Here is a 21924-nt window from a genome sequence, read left to right as displayed (position 1 = left end):
TAGAAAAAAAGGACACCAGCCGATGAACAGACAACTCCTTTTCTTTGCTTTGTTAGGGTCTATGACGGCTTGCCAGCATGAAAATGATATTCAGCCAAGCGCATCGTCGTTAGCATGTGAAGTGACCGGCAGCTACCAGACAAACTTTTTTCTTGATCCATCGTGTGTAGCTGTTCCGACCGATCAAATGCCAACTGCTGAATTAAAAGCTGAATCAGATAGTACAGTTACGTTGCTTTATACAAAATTCTTTCCGGCTAAAGAAGTTCGGCAGCTATCGAATGTCAGATTAAGTCGCCAGGCCGATGTGGTTCAGCTACGAATGGCTGATTCAAGCATTGGGTCGTTTCAAACCGATCGTATTTTTACGAATAATGGCATGGAGAAACAGGGTAAAGTATTACGGATATCCATGCAACAGAATCCACAGGAGTCAATGTTTTTTACAGGTTATAAAAAGTAAAAAGCGCGACACCGTTGGGTGCCGCGCTTTTAATTCGTTTAAAATGGCTTTTATCTACCGAACTGCGAACTCGCCAGCTCCTATCCGGAACCCTTCTGAGTACAATTCAATAGTGTATTTACCGGGCTTGTAAGGAATTCCCCGCGTATACAATAACTCGACGTTTTGACCATTGCTGGTATAATTCACTGTTTGCTTGGTCGTGTAGATCGTTTCGTTGCCATCAACAGTAAAGGTGCCAGAACCATTGGCCATATCAGACACTACAGCACCACTTGGGTCAAGTACGCGAACAAAAACTTCTTTTGGTTCTTCCTTCGTGAGTGGGTTATCGAGCAACGTATAAACTAGCTTGATTTTGTCCAGACGTTTTGCTTTGTAAGCATCATCCTCTTTAACCTTACCTTTTGCGTTAACAGAAAAAACTTTAACGTTCTGAGCCTTTAATGCTGCCGCACGGGTCACCTTGGTACTTAGCTCCTGATTCTGCGATACAACCGTTGTGACAGAGTCTGTCAGACGTTGCTTCTCTGTTTTAAGACCGGTGTTTTCTTCATCCAGAACCTTAACATTGGTTGCCAAGGTTACATTTTCCTTCTGGAGGTTAGCAATGAGAGTGTCTTTCTCCACCAGAAACGCTTCGTACTGTTTGATTTTACTTTCATACTTAGCGATCGAAATACGATTGCCTTTCCGCAGAGAAGCTTTATCTACTTCCAGTTGAGCCTTCACTTTTTCCAGCTCCGATACGTCGCCACCTAATTTTTGTACTTCGGCAATTTTAGCATCCAAAGCTGTCGAAATTGAATCCAGCTTAACACGAGTGGTTGACAGCTCCTCAACTCGCTCTGAGATAGTTACTTCCTGATTCTCTGAAACTTTCTTCTGGTCAAAATACAGATAACTGGATACACCAGCTAAACCTGTCATTATAATCAGGGCCGCCAATAAGGCACCATTTGTCTTTGACCTTGGGGGATTGTTCTCCATAGCAAATTTTCAGTTTAACGGTTTAACATGCACAGACTAAAAAAAGCCGCTTGCGCGGTTGTGTAGAGGTTGTTACATCTGAGTGTAGTGTTGGGCTAAGAATCGTATATTTTTTGTTATAGAAGAACTCGTTTAAAGCGCGACATGAATTTGGAACGCCCTCCGATACTGGCATATTGCATCAAATAACTCATTTATGTCCAAAAAAGTTTTTTTTAAGTATATGCCGAACAAAGGTAATGTATTGTGACTATCAATTTGTTAAACCAAATAATAAATAATTTTAGTAGCCTATATAAAATGCCGTATAGTAAGAAAATACAGTGGGCAATACAACCATAACAACTACCAACAACAATTGGTTATCTCCCCATGCCTGAACTACCCGAAGTTGAAATTCGACGTCAATATCTTGAAACATCTTCGCTTTATCAACCAATTAATCATATCGAGGTTGAGGATAAAAAGCTACTTACTACTGATTATAACACATTAATCAGTACACTTGAAGGTCGATCATTTACCGGTACACGTCGGATCGGTAAAAATTTGTTCGTTCTGACAGACGACTCTAATATCATCGTTCACATGCACTTTGGCATGACTGGCGATCTGCAATATTATCATGCTTCACTTGACCGTCCGCGCTTTGCCCGAATCGTATTTGAGTTCGAAACTAATTTTAATCTGGGCTTTCTTTGTCCTCGAAAGTTTGAGCGTGTTGGCTTGATAGACAATATTGACGCCTTTCTGCAACGTAAAAAAATTGGCAAAGATGGTCTAGACATCACGTTGGCCGAACTTTCAGAACGAGTTAAACGCAAAAAAGCGCAAATTAAACCCGTGCTTCTTGATCAAAGTGTAGTGGCTGGCCTTGGCAACTGGATTGTAGATGAGGTTCTTTTTCAGGCATTTGTTCATCCCGAACAACATGCAGACTCGCTCACTGACGAACAGCTTAGCCAGATTCATGCCGCAACTCGCCTTGTTCTGGAAACAGCGATTCGCAGTGAGGCAACATACCGTGATTTTCCCAGTAGCTTTCTAATTCACGTTCGCGAATGGGACGACTCACCTTACGATGACGTAGAGGCTCATAAGTTTTGTCCTCGATGTGGTACACGAATCGAGCGAATCGTTGTTGGTGGACGTACAACCTTCCTGTGCCCAAAGGAGCAACTGCTTTCATGAACTTGTTGATGTGGAACAATGTTGATGTATTAAATGTATATACATCAATTATGGCAACACAACGCACTATTTCGGCAATGCATACGGCTACCCCAAACAATGTTGGTGATGGCTTTATTGGCTTAAATGCATTTCATCCACAAGGGTCCAGACCATTTAATCCATTTTTGCTTCTAGACCACCATGGGCCAATGACCGTACAACCTTCCAATAAACCGAAAGGGGTTGATGAACATCCGCATCGGGGTTTTGAAACAGTGACAATTGTTTATAAAGGTGCTTTGGAACACCGTGATTCGGCTGGTAACCATGGTAAAATCTTTGCCGGTGATGTACAATGGATGACAGCTGCGTCGGGCATTATCCATGAAGAAAAACACGAGAAAGAATTTTCGCGTCAGGGCGGTCAGCTGGATTTCGTACAATTGTGGGTTAATCTGCAAGCTAAAGATAAAATGAGGCCACCCCGCTATCAGGACATTGCATCATCAAGAATTCCGACGGCAACACTGGCTAACGGTGGACAACTTCGGGTAATTGCCGGTGAACTGTCGGGCTTGAAAGGACCAGCTCAGACTTTTAGTCCGGTGATTCTTGCTGACTTATCATTATCGGCGGGCCAGTCAGAAACTATCCAGGTGCCTACGGATTATACGCTGATGGTTTATGTCTTAAGTGGATCGACAGCTCTGAACGGTGAATCACTTCAACGTGGACAGATTGCTTTAATGAATCACGATGGCGAGTCGATTACGCTTTCGACCACGACAGATGCCAAATTACTCATCCTGGCTGGTGAGCCAATTCATGAGCCTCTGGCGGCTTATGGCCCTTTTGTAATGAATAGCAGGGAAGAGCTACTAGAAGCATTTAATGACTTTCAGGCTGGACGCATGGGTGTACTGAATTAGTTTTGCTTGCTTTCTAAACCCGTGTGGTCATTGCACAACGACTTTTTCGACTGGAAAGGGTTCGCCCAAAATCGGTGGGAGACGTTTAACTGGAATCCATAAACACGTACGCTCAGATTTAGGCTGAAGAGCAATTTGGATTGTGCGACAGCCGTGCGGGTTTGGAAGCTGAATGAACGCTTCTGAGCAAAAGGCCTAAGACAAAACGAGCGATAATTTCCTGGATACCTGCTCCTCCCCAACCAAATAATGTGGCTGGTATGCCTGATGGTCTTTAAAACAAATAAATAAGGCCTTTAAAACAAAACCGTCAAAATCCGATCGGCCTACTTTTGTTCCAACCATTTATCTCTTAAATCATGGAACAAGAAATAAGCGTAGATTATGCCAACGGGGCTCAGCAGAAGCCAATCCATTCGGGTTTTACAGCCACTTCCACCACCGATGACGTTATTAAAGGAATTGACCTTAGTGGAAAAACGGCCATCGTAACCGGTGGCTATGCGGGAATAGGGTTAGAAACGGTTAAAACCTTTGTCGAAGCAGGAGCTAACGTTGTGGTGCCCGCTCGTGACGTTAACAAGGCGGCAAAAAATCTGGAAGGCATCCAGAACATTCTTATCGAGCCGATGGATTTGATGGATTCGGTTTCTATTGATGCATTTGCTAAAAAATTCCTCAGTACCAACAGTCCACTGCATATATTAGTCAACAATGCGGGTATAATGTGGGTACCGCTCCAGCGTGATGCACGGGGATATGAATCTCAACTCGCCACGAATCATCTGGGACATTTTCAACTCACGGCAAGGCTTTGGCCAGCTCTAAAAAAATCGGGCGATGCCCGAGTAATTAGTGTCTCTTCTTTTGGTCATCAGATGGCTCCATTTAACTTTGAAGACCCCAATTTTGAACACCGGACCTATGAAACCCTGGTAGGCTATGGCCAGTCTAAAACAGCAAATAATCTTTTTGCTGTAGAACTGGATTCGCGGGCAAAAGCGTTTGGTGTTCGTGCCTTTTCGCTTCATCCGGGGTCCGTTAATGGAACTGATCTAGGGCGGGTTGCTCCCATGGAATTATTTCAACAAATGGGCACTCATGATAACGAAGGTAATCTGTTTCCTGAGGTTGCACAGAAACTAAAGACAATTCCACAGGGTGCCGCAACAACTGTCTGGTGCGCAACCAGCCCGCAACTGGCTAATTTGGGCGGTGTGTATTGTGAAAATGCTGATGTGGCCGAATTAGATCTGGGAAACATTGATCATCACTATGATGACCCGCTAACACTTCGCGGTGTAAAACCTTATTCAATCGATGCGGAAAATGCGAAACGATTGTGGACGTTGAGTGAAGAGTTAACAGGCGTTTCGTTTGTAACGGAGTAAGATCTGTTTTGTGCCTATCGATGGGTTAAAACGGGTAAAAAGGTAGCGCTTAAGACTCTACCTTTTTACCTGGTCGATGGGTTTGCCATTTGTATGACGGTCAGATTTCACAACGAGTTTGTTTTGTATCATAGCCTTTAAAAATCGTGGGATATCAAGCCTACTATATCCATCCTGACCTGAAGCTATCATCCTTCGATGACAAGTTTTATAAAGCCGACGTGCTGTTCGAGCATCATTTGCTGGTCTGGTTTATTTCAGGAGAAACCAAGATCGTGCAAGGGGATAAGGTTCATTGGTTCGGTGCTGGCGATATCTTATTATTTCCCCGTAATCAGCTCGTGACGGTAATCAATTATCCTAAAGACGGTTTGCCGCACCAATCCGTAGTAATGCATCTGACTAAAAGTCGATTAACCGGGTTTTATGCTAAAAATAAGGTTGACGTTAAACAGATGCAGCCTCCGAAATTCCACACATTTGACCAGCATCCGCTTCTAAAAAGCTGTCTAGCCTCCTTGATTCCCTATTTTGAGCTGAAAGAATCATTGCCGGATACGATTGCTGCCATAAAAATAGATGAAGCCATTACTATACTTAGGACGATCGATCCCAATATCGACCATTTGCTGGCTAACTTTGATGAGCCCGGCAAGCTAAGTCTGGTTGATTTCATGGAGCAGAACTACATGTTCAACATGTCGATGGATAAGTTCGGTTACCTGACTGGCCGCAGCTTGACCACATTTAAGCGGGATTTTAAAAAAGTATTTCAGACTACGCCACAAAAATGGCTTATGGATAAGCGATTGGAACTCGCTCATTATCAGATCCGGGAAAAGAAGCGAAAACCTTCCGAGGTTTATCTGGAGGCCGGCTTTGAGAATCTATCCCATTTTGGCTACGCCTTTAGAAAACGTTATGGGTATGCGCCAACCGAAATAGTGAATTAGCTAACTGACAACATCGTCGCGATAACTTATTGAAATGCCTGATTATAGTTTTCTGTTACAAGCAGCCCTGAGTTGTACAATGACAATAGATTGTGCTCAAAACAGGTTATAAATCCTTAATATTCCCAAATCCAATTACATCTCTATAAACAGGATTCTCCCGAAGCTCCGTAGCGCGAACGAGCTTATCGGGGCCGAACTTTGTTTTCAGATCATAGAGTGTTTGCCGAAATTTATTCTTACGAGTCGTATCAGTAAACAGGCTAAGTGGTACTACTTCGGTTGGTATGAACCGGAAAACAACCACGCACATGGTTCGCAGGAGTTCGTTTAAAACGGGTTCACAACGATGAGCTGCCTGAAACTTATCCAATCGCTCCCTAATAATCTGATAAAGTTCGATACCATCCTGTTTTGGTTCGGGAAAATGAGCTTCGTAGTTAAAGGTCTTGCCTGTATGGTATCGGCATGAGAATGACATATCCTGGCAAAATACGCCCTGCTTCACCATCCTTCGTTCGAGTGTAAGACAGAGCGACTGAAGTAATTCGTCTAATCGTTCTGGGGTGTGCCGCTGTTCAGCCGAAATCGTTCGCATGGCAGACATGCTTTTGTTGGCGTCGTTCGTTTGTAAATCGACCTCTCCGCCAAAGTTTAGACGCAAATGCCAGTGCCAGCCAATAATACTTTTACAGATAGCCTTCAGGTGATCTGGGGAGGCATAACGGAGGTCGAGCGGAGTATATACTCCTCCTGCCTGTAACCGTGCGGCCATGCGGTGCCCAATGCCGGGCAGATCAGTCAGAGAAAGCGTTTGTAGCACGTTGTCGATCGTATCTGGCGTAATGATGGTTAAGCCATCTGGTTTTTGGATATCTGATGCCAGTTTTGCCAAAAATACATTAGGCGCAATCCCAATAGAACATTGCAGATAATCGCCCACTTTCTCCCGAATCGCCTGCTTGATGTTTCGTGCCACCAGTTGCATGTCTTTATAAACCAGTTGGTAACTCGTCAGATCAACGACTGCTTCGTCAATACTTTTTGGAACCACATCGTCTGAAAACGTACGCAGAACGGCAATAATCTTGGTATGATATTCCCGATACCGATTTGGGTGTGTCTCTATTGGTACTAAGTCGGGGCATAAGAACATGGCCTGGTCAAGCCGCATTCCTGTTTTCACGCCTTTCTGTTTCGCTTCTATCGAGGGAGCAATCACACAACCATGCCGACCAGTATACACACATACGCCCACAGGACGCCCACGCAGCCAATAATTTTCCTGCTGTTCGCAGGAAGCAAAGAAACTGTTCATGTCGACAAACAGTACCGTTGGAGAAGTATGCGTCGTGAGTCGGTTGCGGTTCATTAATTTTACGAAAAGAAAGTGTCTTTTGGCCTATTCATTCGTCTGTATTTGTTGTATGTTTGTTGTAATACAAGCGCAATATATTTTACTTGTATTATACTGTCAACAATCTATACGACAATGGCAGGAAAATGTTTAGAAAAAATTAATGACGCAGTGACTATACAAGATCGATTAAAGCAGGTGTTTGATGCTTTGGGCATTACTATCTATCAGATTGCCAAAGAATTAGGCGAGAACCCGTCTAAATTTTATAACATTCTGAATGGGCGGGCCAAACCATCGTATGACACCATCATGAGTTTACTGGCGTGTTATCCTCAAATCAGTGCAGATTACCTGATACGGGGGATTCTTCCTGTGCTGAATTCGCCGGAGCCCAATGCAAAAATGATGTCATCCGATGATGAAACCGTCGAGGTGCCGTTTGTGCCGGTTCGATTCTACGCCACATTTGTGGAGAGTTATGCCGATGGCTCCAGCGCATCAGAAACAGAATCATTCCGGGTTCGAAAACCCGTCATGAAAGGGCATAGGCAGGCGGTTGTGCTGGAAATCTCAGGCAATAGCATGAGCCCACAACTCGCCCACGGAGCCAAAGTATTAGCGGTACGGATTAGCGAAAGTGACTGGGAGTATCAATCTGGGGGTGTTTATGCCGTCATGTACCGTGATTATTTTGTTGTGAAGCGTATCCGCGACAATGAACTGATCACCCGGAAATACCTGACACTTCACTCTGATAATCCAAATGGAGGGAACGTAACGGTTCCATTACAGGATATCCGGGGAATGTGGAAGATTGTAACAATCGTAGAAGCACCAGTAGAATAAATTAGCTATCGACTTGCTGGTTTTCAGCCTGCAAGGCTTCTTTCTGATGCGCCCACATTTCCTGAAAAGTAGAACTTCGCGTCAGCAGCGTTGAGAAATTACCTTCATCGACAATGCGGCCATCCTGCATAATGTAGATATAATCGAACAGCGGGAGCAAGTGGAGTCGATGAAGAGTTGATACTAAGGCTTTGCTAGAAAATTCGCGCAGAAGCTGACGATAAACAGCTAGCTCAGTTTTGGGGTCTACACTGCTTGTTGGTTCATCCAGGAGTACGATATCGCTCGTTCGGGCGGCTAGTATGCCCCGTGCCAGTGCTAGTCGTTGCCGCTGGCCACCCGACAGATTCACGCCTTTTTCCTGAATATTCGTTTCGAGACCATTCGGTAATTGCCTGACTACATCATCAAAACGAGCAATTTGACAAACCTGGGTAATCTCATCATCCTCAAAGGGTAAGCCAAGAGTAATATTGTAAGCTATTGTGTTCTCGAAAATCTCCGGTTCCTGCGGAAACAGCGTTACCGTGTTAGAAACACCGTTTAGATTGGAAAAATGTTGACCATCTACCCACACCGACAAGCCGGGTTCTGGTGCATATAAGCCGCGCAAGAGCGTTAATAGGGTACTCTTGCCAGAACCACTTTCCCCAATAAAAGCAATTCGTTTACCTCGGCTTAGGCTAATTTTTAGATTATTTAAGTTCGGGGCTTTACGATCGGTTGAGCCTGAGTGACTATGTGAGAAATTGAGTCCCGCTATGTCAATAGTTTGCCATCTATCGGGTAATGTTTCGTAATCTGGCCGTTCGTGTTGACCATAAGCTTCTTTAATACCCCGTGCCGTTTGAACATCCGTATTAAACTGTACGATCTGTGTATATTGCCAGGCTACATCATGAAAAACACTCGTAAATTGGTTCACATAGCCCAGCAGTGTTACTAAACCTCCAATAAGAAAGACCTGACCTGGTGTGTAATGCTGGTAAACATAGCCTGTTGCCAGTACAATATAAATAAGCGCTACCAACATTGATGCTACAAACCATTTCCACTCATTGATTCGTACCTGTCTCATGAACGGCGGAAAAACGGCCGCGATTTTACTGCCTAAACTTTCCTGAATCCGTTGTTCTAATCGTAGGGTTATGACAGTAATAATATTGGATAAACTGTCGAACAGAGTCGATGAAACAACGTGTTCGCGTTCATTCGTCTCGTCAAGTGCCTTAATGAAAGGACGGTCGAAGCGGAGAATAACCCAAATAGTTAAGGCACCCAAAGCAACACCTGCCAGCCCAAATAAAGGAGAAAAGAATAGCATTGCTCCAAATGAAAACACGAATTTGGATAGCGCCTGTATATAAATAAAGCCGTCCTGAAAAAACGTTTTCAGGGCATCGTAAGCCTTTCGTATTCGATTGATCGTTGCTCCACTGTGGTGATCTTTATGCCAGCCAACAGGAAGGTATAGGGTCTGGTGAAATAATTCGTCCAGAAAATTACGGCTTAAATTGAAAGCCAATCGCCGTTCCATAACCCTTGCCGGTCCATGAAAAGCCCATTCTAATAGTTCAAGGGCTACATAACCACCCGCATAAAGCCATACCAGCCGTAAAATGGCTGTGTCCTGCTTTTGAAGCTCCCCAATAAACCACCCGAATAGCAACGGACGAATAGCCGCCACTACATTGGCCATAATAAATAGGAAATAAACCAGTATATACTGCCTCTTTTCGTGCCGGGCATACGTCCAGGCTGTTCGAAGTAGGGTTATATATGGATTTTGCATGATTCTAAGTTACAGACACGATTTTGTAATGCATTCAACAAACAAAATTGACAAAAAAGATGAAGAGTTTTCGTTATATTCTTAGTTTATTCATTTGTTTTCTGATTGGCTTTCAGTAATTTTGCGACCTGATTCGTGAAAGGTGCCGTTTGCGAACTTTGCGGCTCCTTCCTGCTGTTTTAGAATTAAATAACTCTCAGTATAACAAGCTAATGGCTCGCGATTTAAATTTCACGAGAAACATCGGTATCGCTGCTCACATTGACGCAGGTAAAACGACCACAACCGAACGAATTCTCTATTACGCCGGGGTAAGCCACAAAATCGGTGAGGTACACGATGGTGCCGCCACGATGGACTGGATGGAGCAGGAGCAGGAGCGTGGTATCACGATCACTTCCGCTGCTACGACCGTTGACTGGACCTACCGGGACAAGAAATACCACATCAACATCATTGATACGCCAGGCCACGTTGACTTCACCGTTGAAGTGAACCGTTCGCTACGCGTTCTTGATGGTCTGGTGTTCCTCTTCAGCGCCGTTGATGGTGTAGAACCACAGTCAGAAACCAACTGGCGTCTGGCCAACAACTATAACGTAGCTCGTCTGGGCTTCGTTAACAAAATGGACCGTTCGGGAGCCGACTTCCTGAATGTGTGCAAACAGGTAAAAGAAATGTTGGGTAGCTACGCTGTTCCCCTTCAATTGCCAATCGGCGAAGAAGAGAACTTTAAAGGTGTAGTTGACCTCGTTAACTTCCGCGGTATCCAGTGGAATGAAGACGATAAAGGTATGACGTTCCGGGAAGTTCCTATCCCAGACGATATGCTGGAAGAAGCCACCGAATGGCGCGAAAAACTCCTTGAAGCCGTTGCTGAATTCGACGACAGCCTAATGGAGAAATATTTCGAAGATCCAGAGTCAATTTCGGAAGACGAAATCCTGGCGGCTCTTCGTAAAGCTACCATCAGCATGAAAATTGTGCCGATGCTTTGCGGGTCTTCGTTCAAAAATAAAGGTGTTCAAACCATGCTTGACTACGTGATGGCTCTGTTGCCATCGCCTATGGATAAAGAAAGCATCAAAGGCACCAACCCAAACACGGGTGAAGAGATTTCACGTAAGCCGTCATCTACCGAACCATTCTCGGCTCTGGCGTTCAAAATCGCAACCGACCCATACGTAGGTCGTTTGTGCTTTGTTCGTTCTTACTCGGGTGTGCTGGAGTCAGGTTCTTATATCCTGAATAACCGTTCGGGTAACAAAGAGCGGATTTCGCGGATTTTCCAGATGCACGCTAATAAGCAGAACCAGATCGACCGTCTGGAAGCTGGTGATATCGGTGCTGTGGTGGGTTTTAAAGACATCAAGACGGGTGATACCCTGTCTGATGAGAAGCACCCAATCGTTCTGGAGTCGATGGTATTCCCTGATCCAGTTATCGGATATGCTATCGAACCGAAGAAATCAGCCGATCAGGATAACTTCTCGAAAGCTATCGGTAAACTGATCGAAGAAGATCCAACCTTGAAGGTTGAATCGAACGAAGAAACCGGTCAGACCATTATCCGTGGTATGGGTGAGCTTCATCTTGAAATCATCATCGACCGGATGCGTCGTGAGTTCAAAGTGGAAGTAAACCAGGGTGCTCCACAGGTGGCCTACAAAGAAAAACTTACCAAAAACGTTGAACACCGTGAAGTTTACAAGAAACAAACGGGTGGTCGTGGTAAGTTTGCTGATATCGTATTTGAACTCGGACCACGGGGCCAAGACGAAAATGGTGTTGTTCAGCCTGGTCTGGAATTCGTAAACGGTATTGTCGGTGGTGTGATTCCTCGCGAATTCATCCCAGCTGTACAGAAAGGCTTTGACGAATCGCTGAAGAACGGTCCGTTGGCTGGCTTCCCGCTCGAAAGCATGAAAGTTCGGTTGTTCCACGGTTCGTACCACGACGTTGACTCCGATTCTTTGTCTTTTGAAATGGCGGCTCGTCTGGGCTTCCGTGAAGCAGCTCGTCAGGCTGGTCCTAAACTGCTTGAGCCAATCATGGCAGTTGAAGTACTGACACCAGAAGAATATACCGGTCCAATCACGGGTGACCTGAACCGTCGTCGTGGTGTCATGAAAGGTATGGATACGAAAGCCGGATCGCAGGTAATCAAGGCCGATGTTCCCCTATCGGAACTGTTCGGTTACGTAACGGATTTACGGACGATGTCATCTGGTCGTGCTACAGCTAACCTGACGTTCTCGCACTACGAAGTTGTGCCACAGAACATTTCAGACACGGTTGTAGCCAAAGAAAAAGGTACAGTGAAGGCGTAAGCCTATTCGATATTGGGCAGTAAGTTGATATTTGCTTACTGCCCATTTTTTGTGCTGTCGGAGTAAATGGTTCTTTCGGCGGCACTTCGTATAAACAAATAACGAACCACAACACAATGAGCCAAAAAATTCGCATTAAGCTGAAATCGTTTGACCATATGCTGGTTGACAAATCGGCGGAGAAAATCGTAAAGGCCGTAAAATCGACGGGCGCTATCGTCAGTGGCCCCATCCCTCTTCCGACCGACAAAGAGATTTACACCGTACTGCGGTCACCCCACGTCAACAAGAAAGCGCGGGAGCAGTTCCAACTGTGCACCTACAAGCGTCTGGTCGACATCTATAGCAGCAGCGCTAAAACGGTTGATGCATTAATGAAACTCGAATTGCCGAGTGGTGTTGATGTAGAGATCAAAGTCTAACTGATTTTGCTACAGGCTTACAAAGCCGCCAGTATGATACGTAAACGTGTCAGGCTGGCGGCTTTTGTTTAATTCATTGGGGCACACAGATAATGATTCAAAAATACTTCAAAATATATTTTCCATTTCTCCCAACTATTTTATACTTTTGCACTCCCAAACTCGAGCTAGAGTCGAAGATATACGAAGGTGAAGGTCCGCTATAAAGTGGAAACCACATCTGACTTTTGGGCAAACAAACCTTGTTCTGCAAGGTATTGTCTGCCCATGAAAGGTCAGGTGTTATGCGCCGGACCTTTTTTTATGTCTTTTTGGCCCTGATTGTTAAGCAGATATAGGATTCATCCGACAATTTGCCTACCTTTGCGGCCCGATTCAGGTAATGCGACTGGTATTGCATGACTGAGGACGGGAATAATTTTTCAATTACCTGCTTACTTTAAACAAACACAAATGTCTGGTTTAATTGGCAAGAAAATCGGGATGACCAGCGTGTACAATGCGGACGGGCAGGCTCTGGCATGTACAGTGATTGAAACAGGTCCCTGTGTCGTAACCCAAGTTCGTAGCGTCGAGAAAGACGGCTACGCGGCTGTGCAGCTGGGTTTTGGCGACAAGAAAGAAAAGCACACCAACAAGCCGGAGTTGGGCCACTTCAAAAAAGCTGGTACCACACCTAAGCGCAAACTCGTCGAATTTAAAGAATTCGTACAAGAGTTTAACCTGGGTGATACGCTCACGGCGGCCGACGTATTCGGCGAAGGCGACTTCGTTGACGTAGTCGGAACAGCCAAAGGGCGCGGCTTCCAGGGCGTTGTGAAGCGTCACGGATTCGCCGGTGTTGGCGGTCAAACGCACGGCCAGCACAACCGGGGTCGTCACCCAGGTTCGATCGGTGCCTGCTCATTCCCATCACGGGTTTTCAAAGGTCTGCGCATGGCCGGCCGTATGGGCGGTAACCGCGTAAAGGTGCAAAACCTGCGCGTTCTGCGCGTTCTGTCTGAGCAAAACCTGCTCGTTGTTAGTGGTTCAGTTCCAGGAGCCAAAAATTCATACGTTATTATTGAGAAATAGGCCATGGACGTAATCGTATATAACAGCAAGGGCGAGGACACGGGCAAGAAGGTCACGCTGCCGGAAGAGGTTTTCGGTATTGAGCCGAACCAACACGCGATTTATCTCGACGTGAAACAATACCTGGCTAACCAACGTCAGGGAACGCACAAAGCGAAAGAGCGCGCTGAAAATGCACACTCAACCCGCAAACTGAAGAAGCAAAAAGGTACAGGTGGTGCTCGCGCAGGTAGCGCTAAATCGCCGGTATTCGTTGGTGGTGGTACGATTTTCGGACCTCGCCCCCGCGATTATAGCTTCAAACTGAACAAGAAAGTGAAATCGCTGGCCCGCAAATCGGCTCTTGCCGCTAAAGCGCAGGCCGAAAAGATTTCGGTTATTGACAGCATTACGCTGGAGTCGCCCCGTACGAAGGATTACATACAGTTTTTGAGTGACCTGAATTTGACAGGCCGTAAAACACTGCTTATCCTGCCGGATGTGAATCTGAACGTTGTGTTATCGAGCCGGAACGTGCAGAAGGCAAAAGTGACAACCGCATCGCAGGTAAATACCTACGATCTGATAAACGCCGACCAACTGCTGATCAGCGAAGAAGCTTTGTCAACCATCCAAACGCTGTTCGACAAATAATCATGAGCGTACTAAAACGACCAATCGTCACCGAAAAAATGACGGGCCTTAACAAGCAGGGGAAGTATGCTTTTGAGGTTGAATTGAAAGCGAACAAACTCGAAATTGTTAAAGCTGTCGAGAAATTGTACGGCGTAAACGTCGAGTCTGTAAACACATTGCGGTCGCTTGGTAAAAAGCGCAGCAAGAATATCAACGGACGCGTTGTAACGGGCAAGACCCCAACTACCAAGAAAGCAATCGTAACGGTTGCAGAAGGCGAAGTAATCGATATCTACGCTGACTTGTAAACCGGGCATTGCCCTACCAATTAATCAGTCATGGGAGTTAAAAAACTAAGACCAATAACGCCGAGTACACGTTTTCGCGTGGCACCCGACTTTGCGGAAATAACAGCCTCCAAGCCGGAAAAAAGCCTGCTGGAGCCCCTAAAGAGAACCGGTGGCCGGAATAATGAAGGCCATCGCACTATGCGCTACATTGGTGGAGGTCATAAGCGGCATTACCGTATTATTGACTTCAAGCGCGATAAAGTCGGCCAACCCGCCGAAGTTTTGACTGTAGAATATGATCCAAACCGTTCAGCCCGCATTTCGCTGGTACAATATGCTGACGGAGAGAAACGCTACATCATTGCACCACAAGGTATCACAGTAGGTCAGACGATTCAGTCTGGCGAAGGTGCAACCCCCGACGTTGGTAATGCCCTTCCATTAGCTTCTATGCCAATCGGTACGATTGTTCACAATATCGAACTGACTCCCGGTAAAGGCGCTGCAATGGCTCGTTCTGCCGGTACTTATGCTCAGTTGGTTGGTCGCGAAGATAAATATGCAATCCTGCGTCTTCCTTCTGGTGAAACCCGTCGGGTTTTGAGTGCTGGAATGGCAACGGTTGGCTCTGTATCGAACCCAGATCACATGAACGTTGTAGTGGGTAAAGCAGGTCGTAACCGTTGGTTAGGCCGTCGCCCACGTGTTCGTGCTGTGGTTATGAACCCTGTCGATCACCCAATGGGTGGTGGCGAAGGCCGGGCTTCCGGTGGTCACCCACGTTCGCGCAATGGCCAGTTCGCTAAAGGTCAAAAGACCCGCAACAAGAACAAGGCATCAGAAAGCATGATTATTAGCCGACGCAAAAAGTAACAGATAACAATGGCACGTTCACTCAAAAAAGGCCCATATATTGATTTTCGCCTGGACAACAAGGTACAGGCGCAGAATGATTCGGGCAAGAAATCGGTCATCAAAACCTGGTCGCGTCGTTCAATGATTTCGCCGGATTTCGTAGGCCACACATTTGCTGTACATAACGGCAACAAGTTTATTCCGGTTTACGTAACGGAAAACATGGTAGGCCACAAGCTCGGTGAATTTTCGCCGACGCGCAACTTCCGGGGTCACACCGCAAAGAAAGACAAGGGCAAACGATAATAGTTAGCAGAAAGCAGTAGGCAGTCAATAATGACTTGTCAGCTGCCCACTGCAAACTGCAAACTGAAGACTAAACATGGAAGCAGTAGCAAGACTTAGAGATGTGCCCACGTCGCCCCGTAAGATGCGGTTAATCGCCGATCTGATTCGTGGTCAGCGCGTTAGCCGGGCGTTGGGTCTGTTAAAATATCAGCCGCAAGCCGGTGCCGCCGTATTGCAGAAAGTGCTGTTATCGGCAGTTGCCAACTGGCAACAAAAAAATGAGAATGAGCGCATTGAAGACGCCGACCTCTTTGTAAAAACGATCTTCGTAGACGGCGGTCCAATGCTGAAACGTCTGCGCCCCGCCCCCCAGGGTCGTGGTCACCGGATTCGGAAGCGGTCAAACCACATCACCATCGTGGTCGACAGCGCTGCTCAGCCGGTATTAGGTCAGGCAGAAGTAGAAACCCCAGAAAACGAGAACTAAGAAATGGGACAAAAAATTAATCCAGTTGGCCTGCGACTTGGTATTGTTCGAGGCTGGGAGTCGAGCTGGTACGGTGGTAAAGAATTTGCAGATAAACTCGTTGAGGACGAGAAAATCCGTAAATACGTTGCAGCCCGTATTCCGAAAGGAGCTATTGCACGGGTTGTGATCGAACGTACCTTGAAGCGTGTTACCCTAACGATCCACACAGCCCGTCCAGGCATCGTGATCGGTAAAGGTGGTGGCGAGGTCGATAAGATCAAAGAAGAATTAAAGAAGGTTACGGGCAAAGATGTCCAGATCAATATCTTCGAAATTAAGCGGCCTGAAATCGATGCGAAACTAGTTGGTGAAGCCATTGCTCAGCAATTACAAGCCCGTATTTCGTTCCGTCGTGCCATGAAGCAAGCCATTCAGTCGGCAATCCGGGTGGGTGCGCAAGGCATCAAAGTGAAAGTATCAGGTCGTTTGGGCGGTGCTGAAATTGCCCGTTCAGAGCAGTATAAAGAAGGACGCGTTCCTCTTCATACGCTTCGCGCTGATATTGACTATGCTATTTCGGAAGCACAAACCGTCTATGGTAAAATCGGCATCAAGGTGTGGATTTTCAAAGGCGAAGTATACGGTAAGCGTGATCTGTCGCCAGCGGCTATGATGAGTCAGGCGCAGGCGGGCGAACGTAGTGCCAGTGCTAATGACCGTGGTGACCGTCGTGGCCCACGTGGTGATCGTGATGGAAACGACCGTGGTGGCCGTAACCGTGGTGATCGTGGTGGTAACGACCGTGGCGGTAACAACCGTGGCGGTGGTGGCCAGGGCGGCAACCGTGGTGGCGGTGGTGGCCAGGGTGGTAACCGTGGCGGTGGTGGCCAGGGTGGTAACCGTGGCGGTGGAGGACCAAGACGATAAACTTTAGTCATCAGTTGTCAGTCGATAGTCATCCGCAAGTGAGCGACTAACGGCTAACCACTATCGACTCGCAACTTTTAGAGCTATGTTACAGCCAAAAAGAACAAAATTTCGCAAGCAACATAAAGGACGGATTCCTGGTATCGCATCGCGGGGCCATGAAATAGCGTTCGGTACGTTCGGCATTAAATCGCTGGAACCAGGCCGGATCACTGCCCGTCAGATTGAAGCCGCTCGTATTTCCGTAACGCGGGCTATGAAACGTGAAGGCCAGGTTTGGATTCGTATTTTCCCCGACAAGCCGATCACCAAGAAGCCAGCCGAAGTACGGATGGGTAAAGGTAAAGGTGCACCCGAATACTGGGTAGCCGTAGTAAAGCCCGGCACGATAATGTTCGAAGCAACGGGCGTTGATTTAGCAACAGGTATGGAAGCCCTGCGGTTGGCAGCTCAAAAACTGCCGGTTCGGACCAAGTTTGTGGTCCGGCGCGATTATCAGGAGCAAGGCGAGTAATCCCCCTAAGCGACGAACAAGATGAAAAAAGAAGATTTGAAAGGATTGTCGGCTGACGAGTTACGCACCGAACTCGGTGTGGAACAGGACCGCCTGCTGAAACTAAAGTTCGCACATGCGGTATCTCCGGTAGAGAACCCAATGCGCATCCGCGAGAGCCGCAAACGGATTGCTCGCCTGAATACAGAACTGACGGTTAAATCGCGGCAAGCCTAATAAGATACGACGATGGAAGAGCAACAAGCACCAGCACCGCAGGAAGAAGCAACTGCTTCGGCGGTCGTAGCAACAGAACAGCCGCAGGCAGCCGCTCCCGTAACTCCAGCAGTGAGTGAGGAAACGGCGTCGGAGCGGAACGCTCGGAAAGAGCGTATCGGACGGGTGACAAGCAATAAAATGCAGAAAACAATCACGGTTGCGATCGAACGCAAAGTGAAACACCCACTGTACGGTAAGTTTCAGAAGAAAACAAAGAAACTGACCGTTCATGACGAGAAAAATGAGTGTGGTATCGGCGACACTGTTCGTGTGATGGAAACCCGCCCATTGAGCAAGAATAAGCGTTGGCGTTTAGTCGAAATCATCGAAAAAGCGAAGTAAGCCATGGTACAGCAAGAATCTAGATTAGGTGTAGCCGATAACAGTGGCGCGAAAGAAGTGCTAGTTATCCGCGTTCTGGGCGGTACAGGTAAGCGTTATGCATCGGTCGGTGACAAGATTGTCGTCACGGTGAAACAGGCTCTGTCGTCCAGCAGTATGAAGAAAGGTACGGTATCGAAAGCCGTTGTCGTTCGGACTAAAAAAGAAGTACGTCGCAAAGACGGTTCATACATCCGTTTTGAAGACAATGCGGCTGTGCTGCTTAACAACAACGATGAGCCTCGCGGCACCCGGATTTTCGGACCTGTGGCTCGCGAATTGCGTGAGAAGCAGTTTATGAAAATCGTATCGTTAGCTCCAGAGGTATTGTAAGCAATGGAAAAGAAAATAACGCTGCCGAAGCACAAATTCCACATCAAGACGGGCGATACGGTCCTCGTGATTGGTGGTAACTCGAAAGGCCAGCGCGGTGTGGTGAAAGAAGTAATCGTCGAAAAAGACCGTGCTCGCGTTGAGGGCGTCGCTATGATTACCAAACACATGAAGCCAACCGCTTCTAACCCGCAGGGGAGCCTGGAAAAAACGGAAGGTTCAATTCATATCAGTAATCTGAAAGTAGTTGATCCTGCCACCGGCGAACCTACCCGCACGGGTCGTAAGTTGAACGACAAGGGCAAGCTGCAACGCTTCTCGAAGAAGACGGGCAACTTTATCCCAGATGTTCGTAAATAACCTTAAGCAGGTCTAAGAAAATGGCAACGCCAAGACTGAAAGAAAAATATTTAAACGAGGTCGTTCCTCAGTTGAAAGACAAGTTTCAGTATAAGTCGGTAATGCAAGTTCCGCGTCTGAGCAAAATTGTTATCAACAAAGGGATCGGTGCCGCTGTCGCAGATAAAAAGCTGGTCGATGTAGGCGTCGAAGAATTAACGACCATCACAGGTCAGAAAGCCGTTCCGACATTGTCGAAAAAGGCTGTTTCAAACTTCAAACTACGGGAGAAAATGCCCATTGGTGCGAAGGTAACGTTGCGTGGTGAGCGGATGTATGAATTCCTGGACCGGTTGACGAGTGTTTCGTTGCCCCGTGTTCGTGACTTCAAAGGCATCAGCGATAAAGGATTCGATGGCCGTGGCAACTACACGTTCGGCGTGCAGGAGCAGATCATCTTCCCTGAGATTAGTATTGACAAAGTAGCCCGGATTTCGGGGATGGATATCACCTTTGTGACGACCGCCAATACCGATAACGAAAGCTACGAATTGTTGAAATCATTGGGTATGCCATTTGCAAATTCTGGCAAGAAATAACCGACCGACATGGCAAAAGAATCAATCAAAGCACGGGAACGGAAACGTGAAGCACTGGTAGCTAAATATGCTACGAAGCGGGCTGCTCTGAAAGCTGCTGGCGATTACATCGGTCTGGACAAGCTGCCAAAAAATGCATCGCCTGTTCGTCTGCATAATCGTTGCAAACTCACAGGTCGCCCACGGGGTTACATGCGCAAGTTTGGTATTTCGCGGGTAACCTTCCGTGAAATGGCATCGGCCGGTAAAATTCCAGGTGTAACTAAGTCTAGCTGGTAGTTCCAGTCATCATTTCCATTTGTAATTCAGTTTCCGTAATTTTGCGAACTTTCTTGGAAACAGGGGTTTGCAAGTAACGCAACGCAAAGAATGAATACAGATCCAATAGCAGATTTTCTGACTCGTATCAGAAACGCTATCCGGGCTAAGCACCGGGTTGTGGAGATTCCTGCTTCCAATATAAAGAAAGAAATTACAAAGGTTTTGTACGAAAAAGGGTACATCCAGAACTATAAGTTCGATGATAGCTCAGTACAGGGTACGATCAAAATCGCTCTGAAGTACAATCCAACAACAAAGCAATCCGCTATTGTTGACCTACAGCGTATCAGCCGTCCAGGTCTTCGTCAATACCGGGGCGCTGATCACCTACCCCGTATCCTGAATGGATTGGGCGTCGCGATCATCTCGACCTCGAAAGGCGTTATGACCGATAAAGAAGCGAAAACGCTGAACGTGGGTGGTGAGGTATTATGTTACGTGTATTAATCCGAACTGAACGATGTCACGCATAGGTAAGAAACCCATCGCCCTCCCAAGCAACGTTACGCTGTCTGTAGATGGACAGAACGTTGTGACTGTGAAAGGGCCCAAAGGCACGCTGACCCAAACGATTGACCCGGACATTTCGGTAGCAGTCGAAGATGGGCAGATCCAGGTGTCGCGCCCGACGGAGCAAAAACGTCATAAAGCCCTGCACGGCCTCTACCGTTCGTTGGTAAACAACATGGTAACGGGTGTTAGCGAAGGCTTCAAACTCGATCTGGAAGTGATCGGGGTTGGTTATAAGGCTTCAGTTGCCAACAATGTTCTCGAATTGCAACTCGGTTACTCACACAACGTGTACCTGGCCGTTCCGACAGAGATCAAAGTAACAGCTGTAACCGAAAAAGGTCAGAACCCGAAAGTATATTTGGAAGGCTCTGATAAACAACTGCTCGGCGATGTAGCGGCCAAAATCCGTTCGCTCCGTAAAGTTGAGCCTTACAAAGGCAAAGGTATCCGCTTCATTGGTGAGCAGGTTCGCCGTAAAGCTGGTAAGTCTTCGTCGAAGAAATAAATGATTTGTGGTTTGTTGTTGTGTTTTACGGTCATACGTCAATGACAAGCAACAAACCACGAATACCAAACTAACATTCGCCTATTTGGTCGGAATCAAATAACATGGCAACAAGTAAACAAGAAAGAAGACAGCGGATTAAGTTTGGCATCCGGGCAAAAGTTTCCGGAACTGCTGAGCGTCCACGGCTGTCAGTTTTTCGCTCGAACAAAGCGATCTACGCCCAATTGATTGACGACGTCGCTGGTAATACACTGGCTGCCGCTTCATCGGTCGAACTGAAGAGCGAAGTAGAAGGCAACACCGTCGAAACGGCGAAGAAAGTCGGACAACGGCTGGCCGAAAAAGCCCTTGCCAAGAACATTGACACTGTCGTGTTCGACCGTAATGGTTATTTGTATCACGGTAAAGTAAAAGCACTGGCCGACGCAGCCCGCGAGGGTGGCCTTAAGTTCTAAATGATGAACACGAACGCAGCAAGACCGACAAAGTTTAACGAAGCCGACCTGAAAGAAAAGGTGGTAGCCATCAATCGCGTTGCGAAGGTGGTAAAAGGTGGTCGCCGGTTCAGTTTTTCGGCAATTGTCGTTGTCGGAGACGGTAACGGTGTCGTCGGATACGGACTAGGAAAAGCCAATGAAGTGACGGATGCGATTGCTAAAGGTGTAGAAGATGCTAAGAAAAATCTGGTGCAGATTCCCCTCCTGAAGCATACGGTACCTCACGAAATGGAAGGTAAATTCAGCGGTGGCTTTGTCCTGCTGAAGCCAGCAGCACCGGGTACAGGTGTTATCGCCGGCGGTGCTATGCGGGCTGTTCTTGAATCAGCTGGTGTACGCGACGTATTGGCAAAATCGAAAGGTTCATCGAACCCGCACAATGTAGTGAAAGCTACCTTAGATGCACTGCTGAAAATGCGCTTACCTCATCAGGTGGCATTCCAGCGTCAGATAAGTCTGGCTAAAGTGTTTAACGGTTAATTAGAAAGGAGCAA

At 46.8% G+C, this 21924-nt stretch carries 29 protein-coding genes; 26 read left to right on the top strand and 3 right to left on the bottom strand.

Annotated features, from left to right (window positions below):
- Positions 1-22: 22 nt before the first annotated feature.
- Positions 23-463, top strand: coding sequence for a hypothetical protein (locus G8759_RS00790; RefSeq protein WP_167204317.1), 441 nt, complete (start codon positions 23-25; stop codon positions 461-463).
- Between the two features lie 54 nt (positions 464-517).
- Here G8759_RS00790 and G8759_RS00785 read toward each other — a convergent pair whose 3' ends face one another.
- Positions 518-1453 (bottom strand): hypothetical protein, encoded by a 936-nt coding sequence (locus G8759_RS00785; RefSeq protein WP_167204315.1) that lies wholly within the window; start codon positions 1451-1453, stop codon positions 518-520.
- 372 nt (positions 1454-1825) lie between these two features.
- Between G8759_RS00785 and G8759_RS00780 the strand changes: the two genes are divergently transcribed.
- From G8759_RS00780 to G8759_RS00765, 4 genes are all read left to right on the top strand, one after another.
- Positions 1826-2644 carry an Fpg/Nei family DNA glycosylase gene (locus G8759_RS00780; RefSeq protein WP_167204313.1) on the top strand — a complete coding sequence of 273 codons (819 nt, stop codon included), beginning with the start codon at positions 1826-1828 and terminating at the stop codon, positions 2642-2644.
- A 50-nt stretch (positions 2645-2694) separates the two neighbouring features.
- Positions 2695-3555 (top strand): pirin family protein, encoded by an 861-nt coding sequence (locus G8759_RS00775; protein WP_167204311.1) that lies wholly within the window; start codon positions 2695-2697, stop codon positions 3553-3555.
- A 359-nt stretch (positions 3556-3914) separates the two neighbouring features.
- Positions 3915-4946, top strand: coding sequence for an SDR family NAD(P)-dependent oxidoreductase (locus tag G8759_RS00770; protein WP_167204309.1), 1032 nt, complete (start codon positions 3915-3917; stop codon positions 4944-4946).
- A gap of 146 nt (positions 4947-5092) precedes the next feature.
- Complete coding sequence (locus tag G8759_RS00765) at positions 5093-5899, top strand: AraC family transcriptional regulator (RefSeq protein ID WP_167204307.1); 807 nt, start codon at positions 5093-5095, stop codon at positions 5897-5899.
- Positions 5900-6005: 106 nt separating this feature from the next.
- On the opposite strand, the gene G8759_RS00760 is transcribed toward G8759_RS00765, so the two are convergent.
- The gene (locus G8759_RS00760; protein ID WP_167204305.1) at positions 6006-7271 is read right to left on the bottom strand and encodes a DNA polymerase Y family protein; all 1266 of its coding nucleotides are present in this window, start codon (positions 7269-7271) and stop codon (positions 6006-6008) included.
- A 120-nt stretch (positions 7272-7391) separates the two neighbouring features.
- On the opposite strand from G8759_RS00760, the gene G8759_RS00755 reads away from it, so the two are divergent.
- Positions 7392-8105 (top strand): LexA family transcriptional regulator, encoded by a 714-nt coding sequence (locus G8759_RS00755; protein ID WP_197933075.1) that lies wholly within the window; start codon positions 7392-7394, stop codon positions 8103-8105.
- A 1-nt stretch (position 8106) separates the two neighbouring features.
- Here the strand turns inward: G8759_RS00755 and G8759_RS00750 are convergent, their stop codons facing one another.
- Positions 8107-9897, bottom strand: coding sequence for an ABC transporter ATP-binding protein (locus G8759_RS00750; RefSeq protein ID WP_167204303.1), 1791 nt, complete (start codon positions 9895-9897; stop codon positions 8107-8109).
- A 212-nt stretch (positions 9898-10109) separates the two neighbouring features.
- On the opposite strand from G8759_RS00750, the gene fusA reads away from it, so the two are divergent.
- The 20 genes from fusA (at position 10110) to rpsE (ending at position 21910) form a co-directional block, all read left to right on the top strand.
- Complete coding sequence (gene fusA, locus G8759_RS00745) at positions 10110-12227, top strand: elongation factor G (protein WP_167204301.1); 2118 nt, start codon at positions 10110-10112, stop codon at positions 12225-12227.
- A 116-nt stretch (positions 12228-12343) separates the two neighbouring features.
- Complete coding sequence (gene rpsJ, locus G8759_RS00740; protein WP_077922220.1) at positions 12344-12649, top strand: 30S ribosomal protein S10; 306 nt, start codon at positions 12344-12346, stop codon at positions 12647-12649.
- A 453-nt stretch (positions 12650-13102) separates the two neighbouring features.
- Positions 13103-13723, top strand: coding sequence for a 50S ribosomal protein L3 (gene rplC / locus G8759_RS00735; protein ID WP_162388490.1), 621 nt, complete (start codon positions 13103-13105; stop codon positions 13721-13723).
- A gap of 3 nt (positions 13724-13726) precedes the next feature.
- A complete protein-coding gene (gene rplD, locus G8759_RS00730) occupies positions 13727-14356 on the top strand; it encodes a 50S ribosomal protein L4 (RefSeq protein ID WP_167204298.1) in 630 nt (209 codons plus the stop codon).
- A gap of 2 nt (positions 14357-14358) precedes the next feature.
- Positions 14359-14646 carry a 50S ribosomal protein L23 gene (rplW, locus tag G8759_RS00725; RefSeq protein WP_162388488.1) on the top strand — a complete coding sequence of 96 codons (288 nt, stop codon included), beginning with the start codon at positions 14359-14361 and terminating at the stop codon, positions 14644-14646.
- A gap of 30 nt (positions 14647-14676) precedes the next feature.
- Positions 14677-15501, top strand: a complete 825-nt coding sequence (gene rplB, locus G8759_RS00720) for a 50S ribosomal protein L2 (RefSeq protein ID WP_162388487.1) — start codon at positions 14677-14679, stop codon at positions 15499-15501.
- Between the two features lie 9 nt (positions 15502-15510).
- Positions 15511-15789, top strand: a complete 279-nt coding sequence (rpsS, locus tag G8759_RS00715; RefSeq protein ID WP_012930238.1) for a 30S ribosomal protein S19 — start codon at positions 15511-15513, stop codon at positions 15787-15789.
- A 76-nt stretch (positions 15790-15865) separates the two neighbouring features.
- The gene (gene rplV, locus G8759_RS00710; protein ID WP_162388486.1) at positions 15866-16258 is read left to right on the top strand and encodes a 50S ribosomal protein L22; all 393 of its coding nucleotides are present in this window, start codon (positions 15866-15868) and stop codon (positions 16256-16258) included.
- Positions 16259-16261: 3 nt separating this feature from the next.
- Positions 16262-17167 carry a 30S ribosomal protein S3 gene (rpsC, locus tag G8759_RS00705; RefSeq protein ID WP_167204296.1) on the top strand — a complete coding sequence of 302 codons (906 nt, stop codon included), beginning with the start codon at positions 16262-16264 and terminating at the stop codon, positions 17165-17167.
- A gap of 85 nt (positions 17168-17252) precedes the next feature.
- Positions 17253-17681 carry a 50S ribosomal protein L16 gene (gene rplP / locus G8759_RS00700; RefSeq protein ID WP_162388484.1) on the top strand — a complete coding sequence of 143 codons (429 nt, stop codon included), beginning with the start codon at positions 17253-17255 and terminating at the stop codon, positions 17679-17681.
- A gap of 21 nt (positions 17682-17702) precedes the next feature.
- Positions 17703-17897: a 50S ribosomal protein L29 gene (gene rpmC / locus G8759_RS00695; RefSeq protein ID WP_162388483.1), complete on the top strand. Its 195-nt coding sequence runs from the start codon at positions 17703-17705 to the stop codon at positions 17895-17897.
- Between the two features lie 12 nt (positions 17898-17909).
- A complete protein-coding gene (gene rpsQ / locus G8759_RS36260) occupies positions 17910-18281 on the top strand; it encodes a 30S ribosomal protein S17 (RefSeq protein WP_167204294.1) in 372 nt (123 codons plus the stop codon).
- Between the two features lie 3 nt (positions 18282-18284).
- Entirely contained in the window at positions 18285-18653 is a 369-nt protein-coding gene (gene rplN / locus G8759_RS00685) for a 50S ribosomal protein L14 (RefSeq protein WP_018618706.1), read from the top strand.
- A gap of 3 nt (positions 18654-18656) precedes the next feature.
- Positions 18657-19013, top strand: a complete 357-nt coding sequence (gene rplX, locus G8759_RS00680) for a 50S ribosomal protein L24 (RefSeq protein WP_167204292.1) — start codon at positions 18657-18659, stop codon at positions 19011-19013.
- A 20-nt stretch (positions 19014-19033) separates the two neighbouring features.
- Complete coding sequence (gene rplE, locus G8759_RS00675) at positions 19034-19591, top strand: 50S ribosomal protein L5 (RefSeq protein WP_167204290.1); 558 nt, start codon at positions 19034-19036, stop codon at positions 19589-19591.
- A 9-nt stretch (positions 19592-19600) separates the two neighbouring features.
- Positions 19601-19870 (top strand): 30S ribosomal protein S14, encoded by a 270-nt coding sequence (rpsN, locus tag G8759_RS00670; RefSeq protein ID WP_162388479.1) that lies wholly within the window; start codon positions 19601-19603, stop codon positions 19868-19870.
- Positions 19871-19960: 90 nt separating this feature from the next.
- Positions 19961-20359, top strand: a complete 399-nt coding sequence (rpsH, locus tag G8759_RS00665; protein WP_162388478.1) for a 30S ribosomal protein S8 — start codon at positions 19961-19963, stop codon at positions 20357-20359.
- 13 nt (positions 20360-20372) lie between these two features.
- Positions 20373-20930 carry a 50S ribosomal protein L6 gene (rplF, locus tag G8759_RS00660; protein WP_162388477.1) on the top strand — a complete coding sequence of 186 codons (558 nt, stop codon included), beginning with the start codon at positions 20373-20375 and terminating at the stop codon, positions 20928-20930.
- Positions 20931-21034: 104 nt separating this feature from the next.
- Entirely contained in the window at positions 21035-21388 is a 354-nt protein-coding gene (gene rplR, locus G8759_RS00655; protein WP_162388476.1) for a 50S ribosomal protein L18, read from the top strand.
- Between the two features lie 3 nt (positions 21389-21391).
- Positions 21392-21910 carry a 30S ribosomal protein S5 gene (gene rpsE / locus G8759_RS00650; RefSeq protein ID WP_164040465.1) on the top strand — a complete coding sequence of 173 codons (519 nt, stop codon included), beginning with the start codon at positions 21392-21394 and terminating at the stop codon, positions 21908-21910.
- The last annotated feature ends 14 nt before the right edge of the window (positions 21911-21924 follow it).

The organism is Spirosoma aureum (assembly GCF_011604685.1).
GTDB lineage: Bacteria > Bacteroidota > Bacteroidia > Cytophagales > Spirosomataceae > Spirosoma > Spirosoma aureum.
Note: the sequence above shows the minus strand (reverse complement) of the source record. Positions and strands in the feature narration are given on the sequence as shown.

Excerpts from the sequence above, each read along its gene's own strand:
- rplX (WP_167204292.1), top strand. The coding sequence starts at position 18,657 with ATGGAAAAGAAAATAACGCTGCCGAAGCACAAATTCCACATCAAGACG.
- G8759_RS00780 (WP_167204313.1), top strand. The coding sequence starts at position 1,826 with ATGCCTGAACTACCCGAAGTTGAAATTCGACGTCAATATCTTGAAACA.
- rplV (WP_162388486.1), top strand. The coding sequence starts at position 15,866 with ATGGAAGCAGTAGCAAGACTTAGAGATGTGCCCACGTCGCCCCGTAAG.
- G8759_RS00755 (WP_197933075.1), top strand. The coding sequence starts at position 7,392 with ATGGCAGGAAAATGTTTAGAAAAAATTAATGACGCAGTGACTATACAA.
- rplF (WP_162388477.1), top strand. The coding sequence starts at position 20,373 with ATGTCACGCATAGGTAAGAAACCCATCGCCCTCCCAAGCAACGTTACG.
- G8759_RS00785 (WP_167204315.1), bottom strand. The coding sequence starts at position 1,453 with ATGGAGAACAATCCCCCAAGGTCAAAGACAAATGGTGCCTTATTGGCG.
- rpsJ (WP_077922220.1), top strand. The coding sequence starts at position 12,344 with ATGAGCCAAAAAATTCGCATTAAGCTGAAATCGTTTGACCATATGCTG.
- rpsH (WP_162388478.1), top strand. The coding sequence starts at position 19,961 with ATGAATACAGATCCAATAGCAGATTTTCTGACTCGTATCAGAAACGCT.
- rpsQ (WP_167204294.1), top strand. The coding sequence starts at position 17,910 with ATGGAAGAGCAACAAGCACCAGCACCGCAGGAAGAAGCAACTGCTTCG.
- G8759_RS00760 (WP_167204305.1), bottom strand. The coding sequence starts at position 7,271 with ATGAACCGCAACCGACTCACGACGCATACTTCTCCAACGGTACTGTTT.
- rplB (WP_162388487.1), top strand. The coding sequence starts at position 14,677 with ATGGGAGTTAAAAAACTAAGACCAATAACGCCGAGTACACGTTTTCGC.
- rpsS (WP_012930238.1), top strand. The coding sequence starts at position 15,511 with ATGGCACGTTCACTCAAAAAAGGCCCATATATTGATTTTCGCCTGGAC.
- rpsN (WP_162388479.1), top strand. The coding sequence starts at position 19,601 with ATGGCAAAAGAATCAATCAAAGCACGGGAACGGAAACGTGAAGCACTG.
- G8759_RS00775 (WP_167204311.1), top strand. The coding sequence starts at position 2,695 with ATGGCAACACAACGCACTATTTCGGCAATGCATACGGCTACCCCAAAC.
- rplC (WP_162388490.1), top strand. The coding sequence starts at position 13,103 with ATGTCTGGTTTAATTGGCAAGAAAATCGGGATGACCAGCGTGTACAAT.
- rplP (WP_162388484.1), top strand. The coding sequence starts at position 17,253 with ATGTTACAGCCAAAAAGAACAAAATTTCGCAAGCAACATAAAGGACGG.
- G8759_RS00790 (WP_167204317.1), top strand. The coding sequence starts at position 23 with ATGAACAGACAACTCCTTTTCTTTGCTTTGTTAGGGTCTATGACGGCT.
- G8759_RS00770 (WP_167204309.1), top strand. The coding sequence starts at position 3,915 with ATGGAACAAGAAATAAGCGTAGATTATGCCAACGGGGCTCAGCAGAAG.
- rplD (WP_167204298.1), top strand. The coding sequence starts at position 13,727 with ATGGACGTAATCGTATATAACAGCAAGGGCGAGGACACGGGCAAGAAG.
- rplE (WP_167204290.1), top strand. The coding sequence starts at position 19,034 with ATGGCAACGCCAAGACTGAAAGAAAAATATTTAAACGAGGTCGTTCCT.
- rplR (WP_162388476.1), top strand. The coding sequence starts at position 21,035 with ATGGCAACAAGTAAACAAGAAAGAAGACAGCGGATTAAGTTTGGCATC.
- rpsC (WP_167204296.1), top strand. The coding sequence starts at position 16,262 with ATGGGACAAAAAATTAATCCAGTTGGCCTGCGACTTGGTATTGTTCGA.
- rpmC (WP_162388483.1), top strand. The coding sequence starts at position 17,703 with ATGAAAAAAGAAGATTTGAAAGGATTGTCGGCTGACGAGTTACGCACC.
- rpsE (WP_164040465.1), top strand. The coding sequence starts at position 21,392 with ATGAACACGAACGCAGCAAGACCGACAAAGTTTAACGAAGCCGACCTG.
- rplW (WP_162388488.1), top strand. The coding sequence starts at position 14,359 with ATGAGCGTACTAAAACGACCAATCGTCACCGAAAAAATGACGGGCCTT.
- rplN (WP_018618706.1), top strand. The coding sequence starts at position 18,285 with ATGGTACAGCAAGAATCTAGATTAGGTGTAGCCGATAACAGTGGCGCG.
- fusA (WP_167204301.1), top strand. The coding sequence starts at position 10,110 with ATGGCTCGCGATTTAAATTTCACGAGAAACATCGGTATCGCTGCTCAC.
- G8759_RS00750 (WP_167204303.1), bottom strand. The coding sequence starts at position 9,897 with ATGCAAAATCCATATATAACCCTACTTCGAACAGCCTGGACGTATGCC.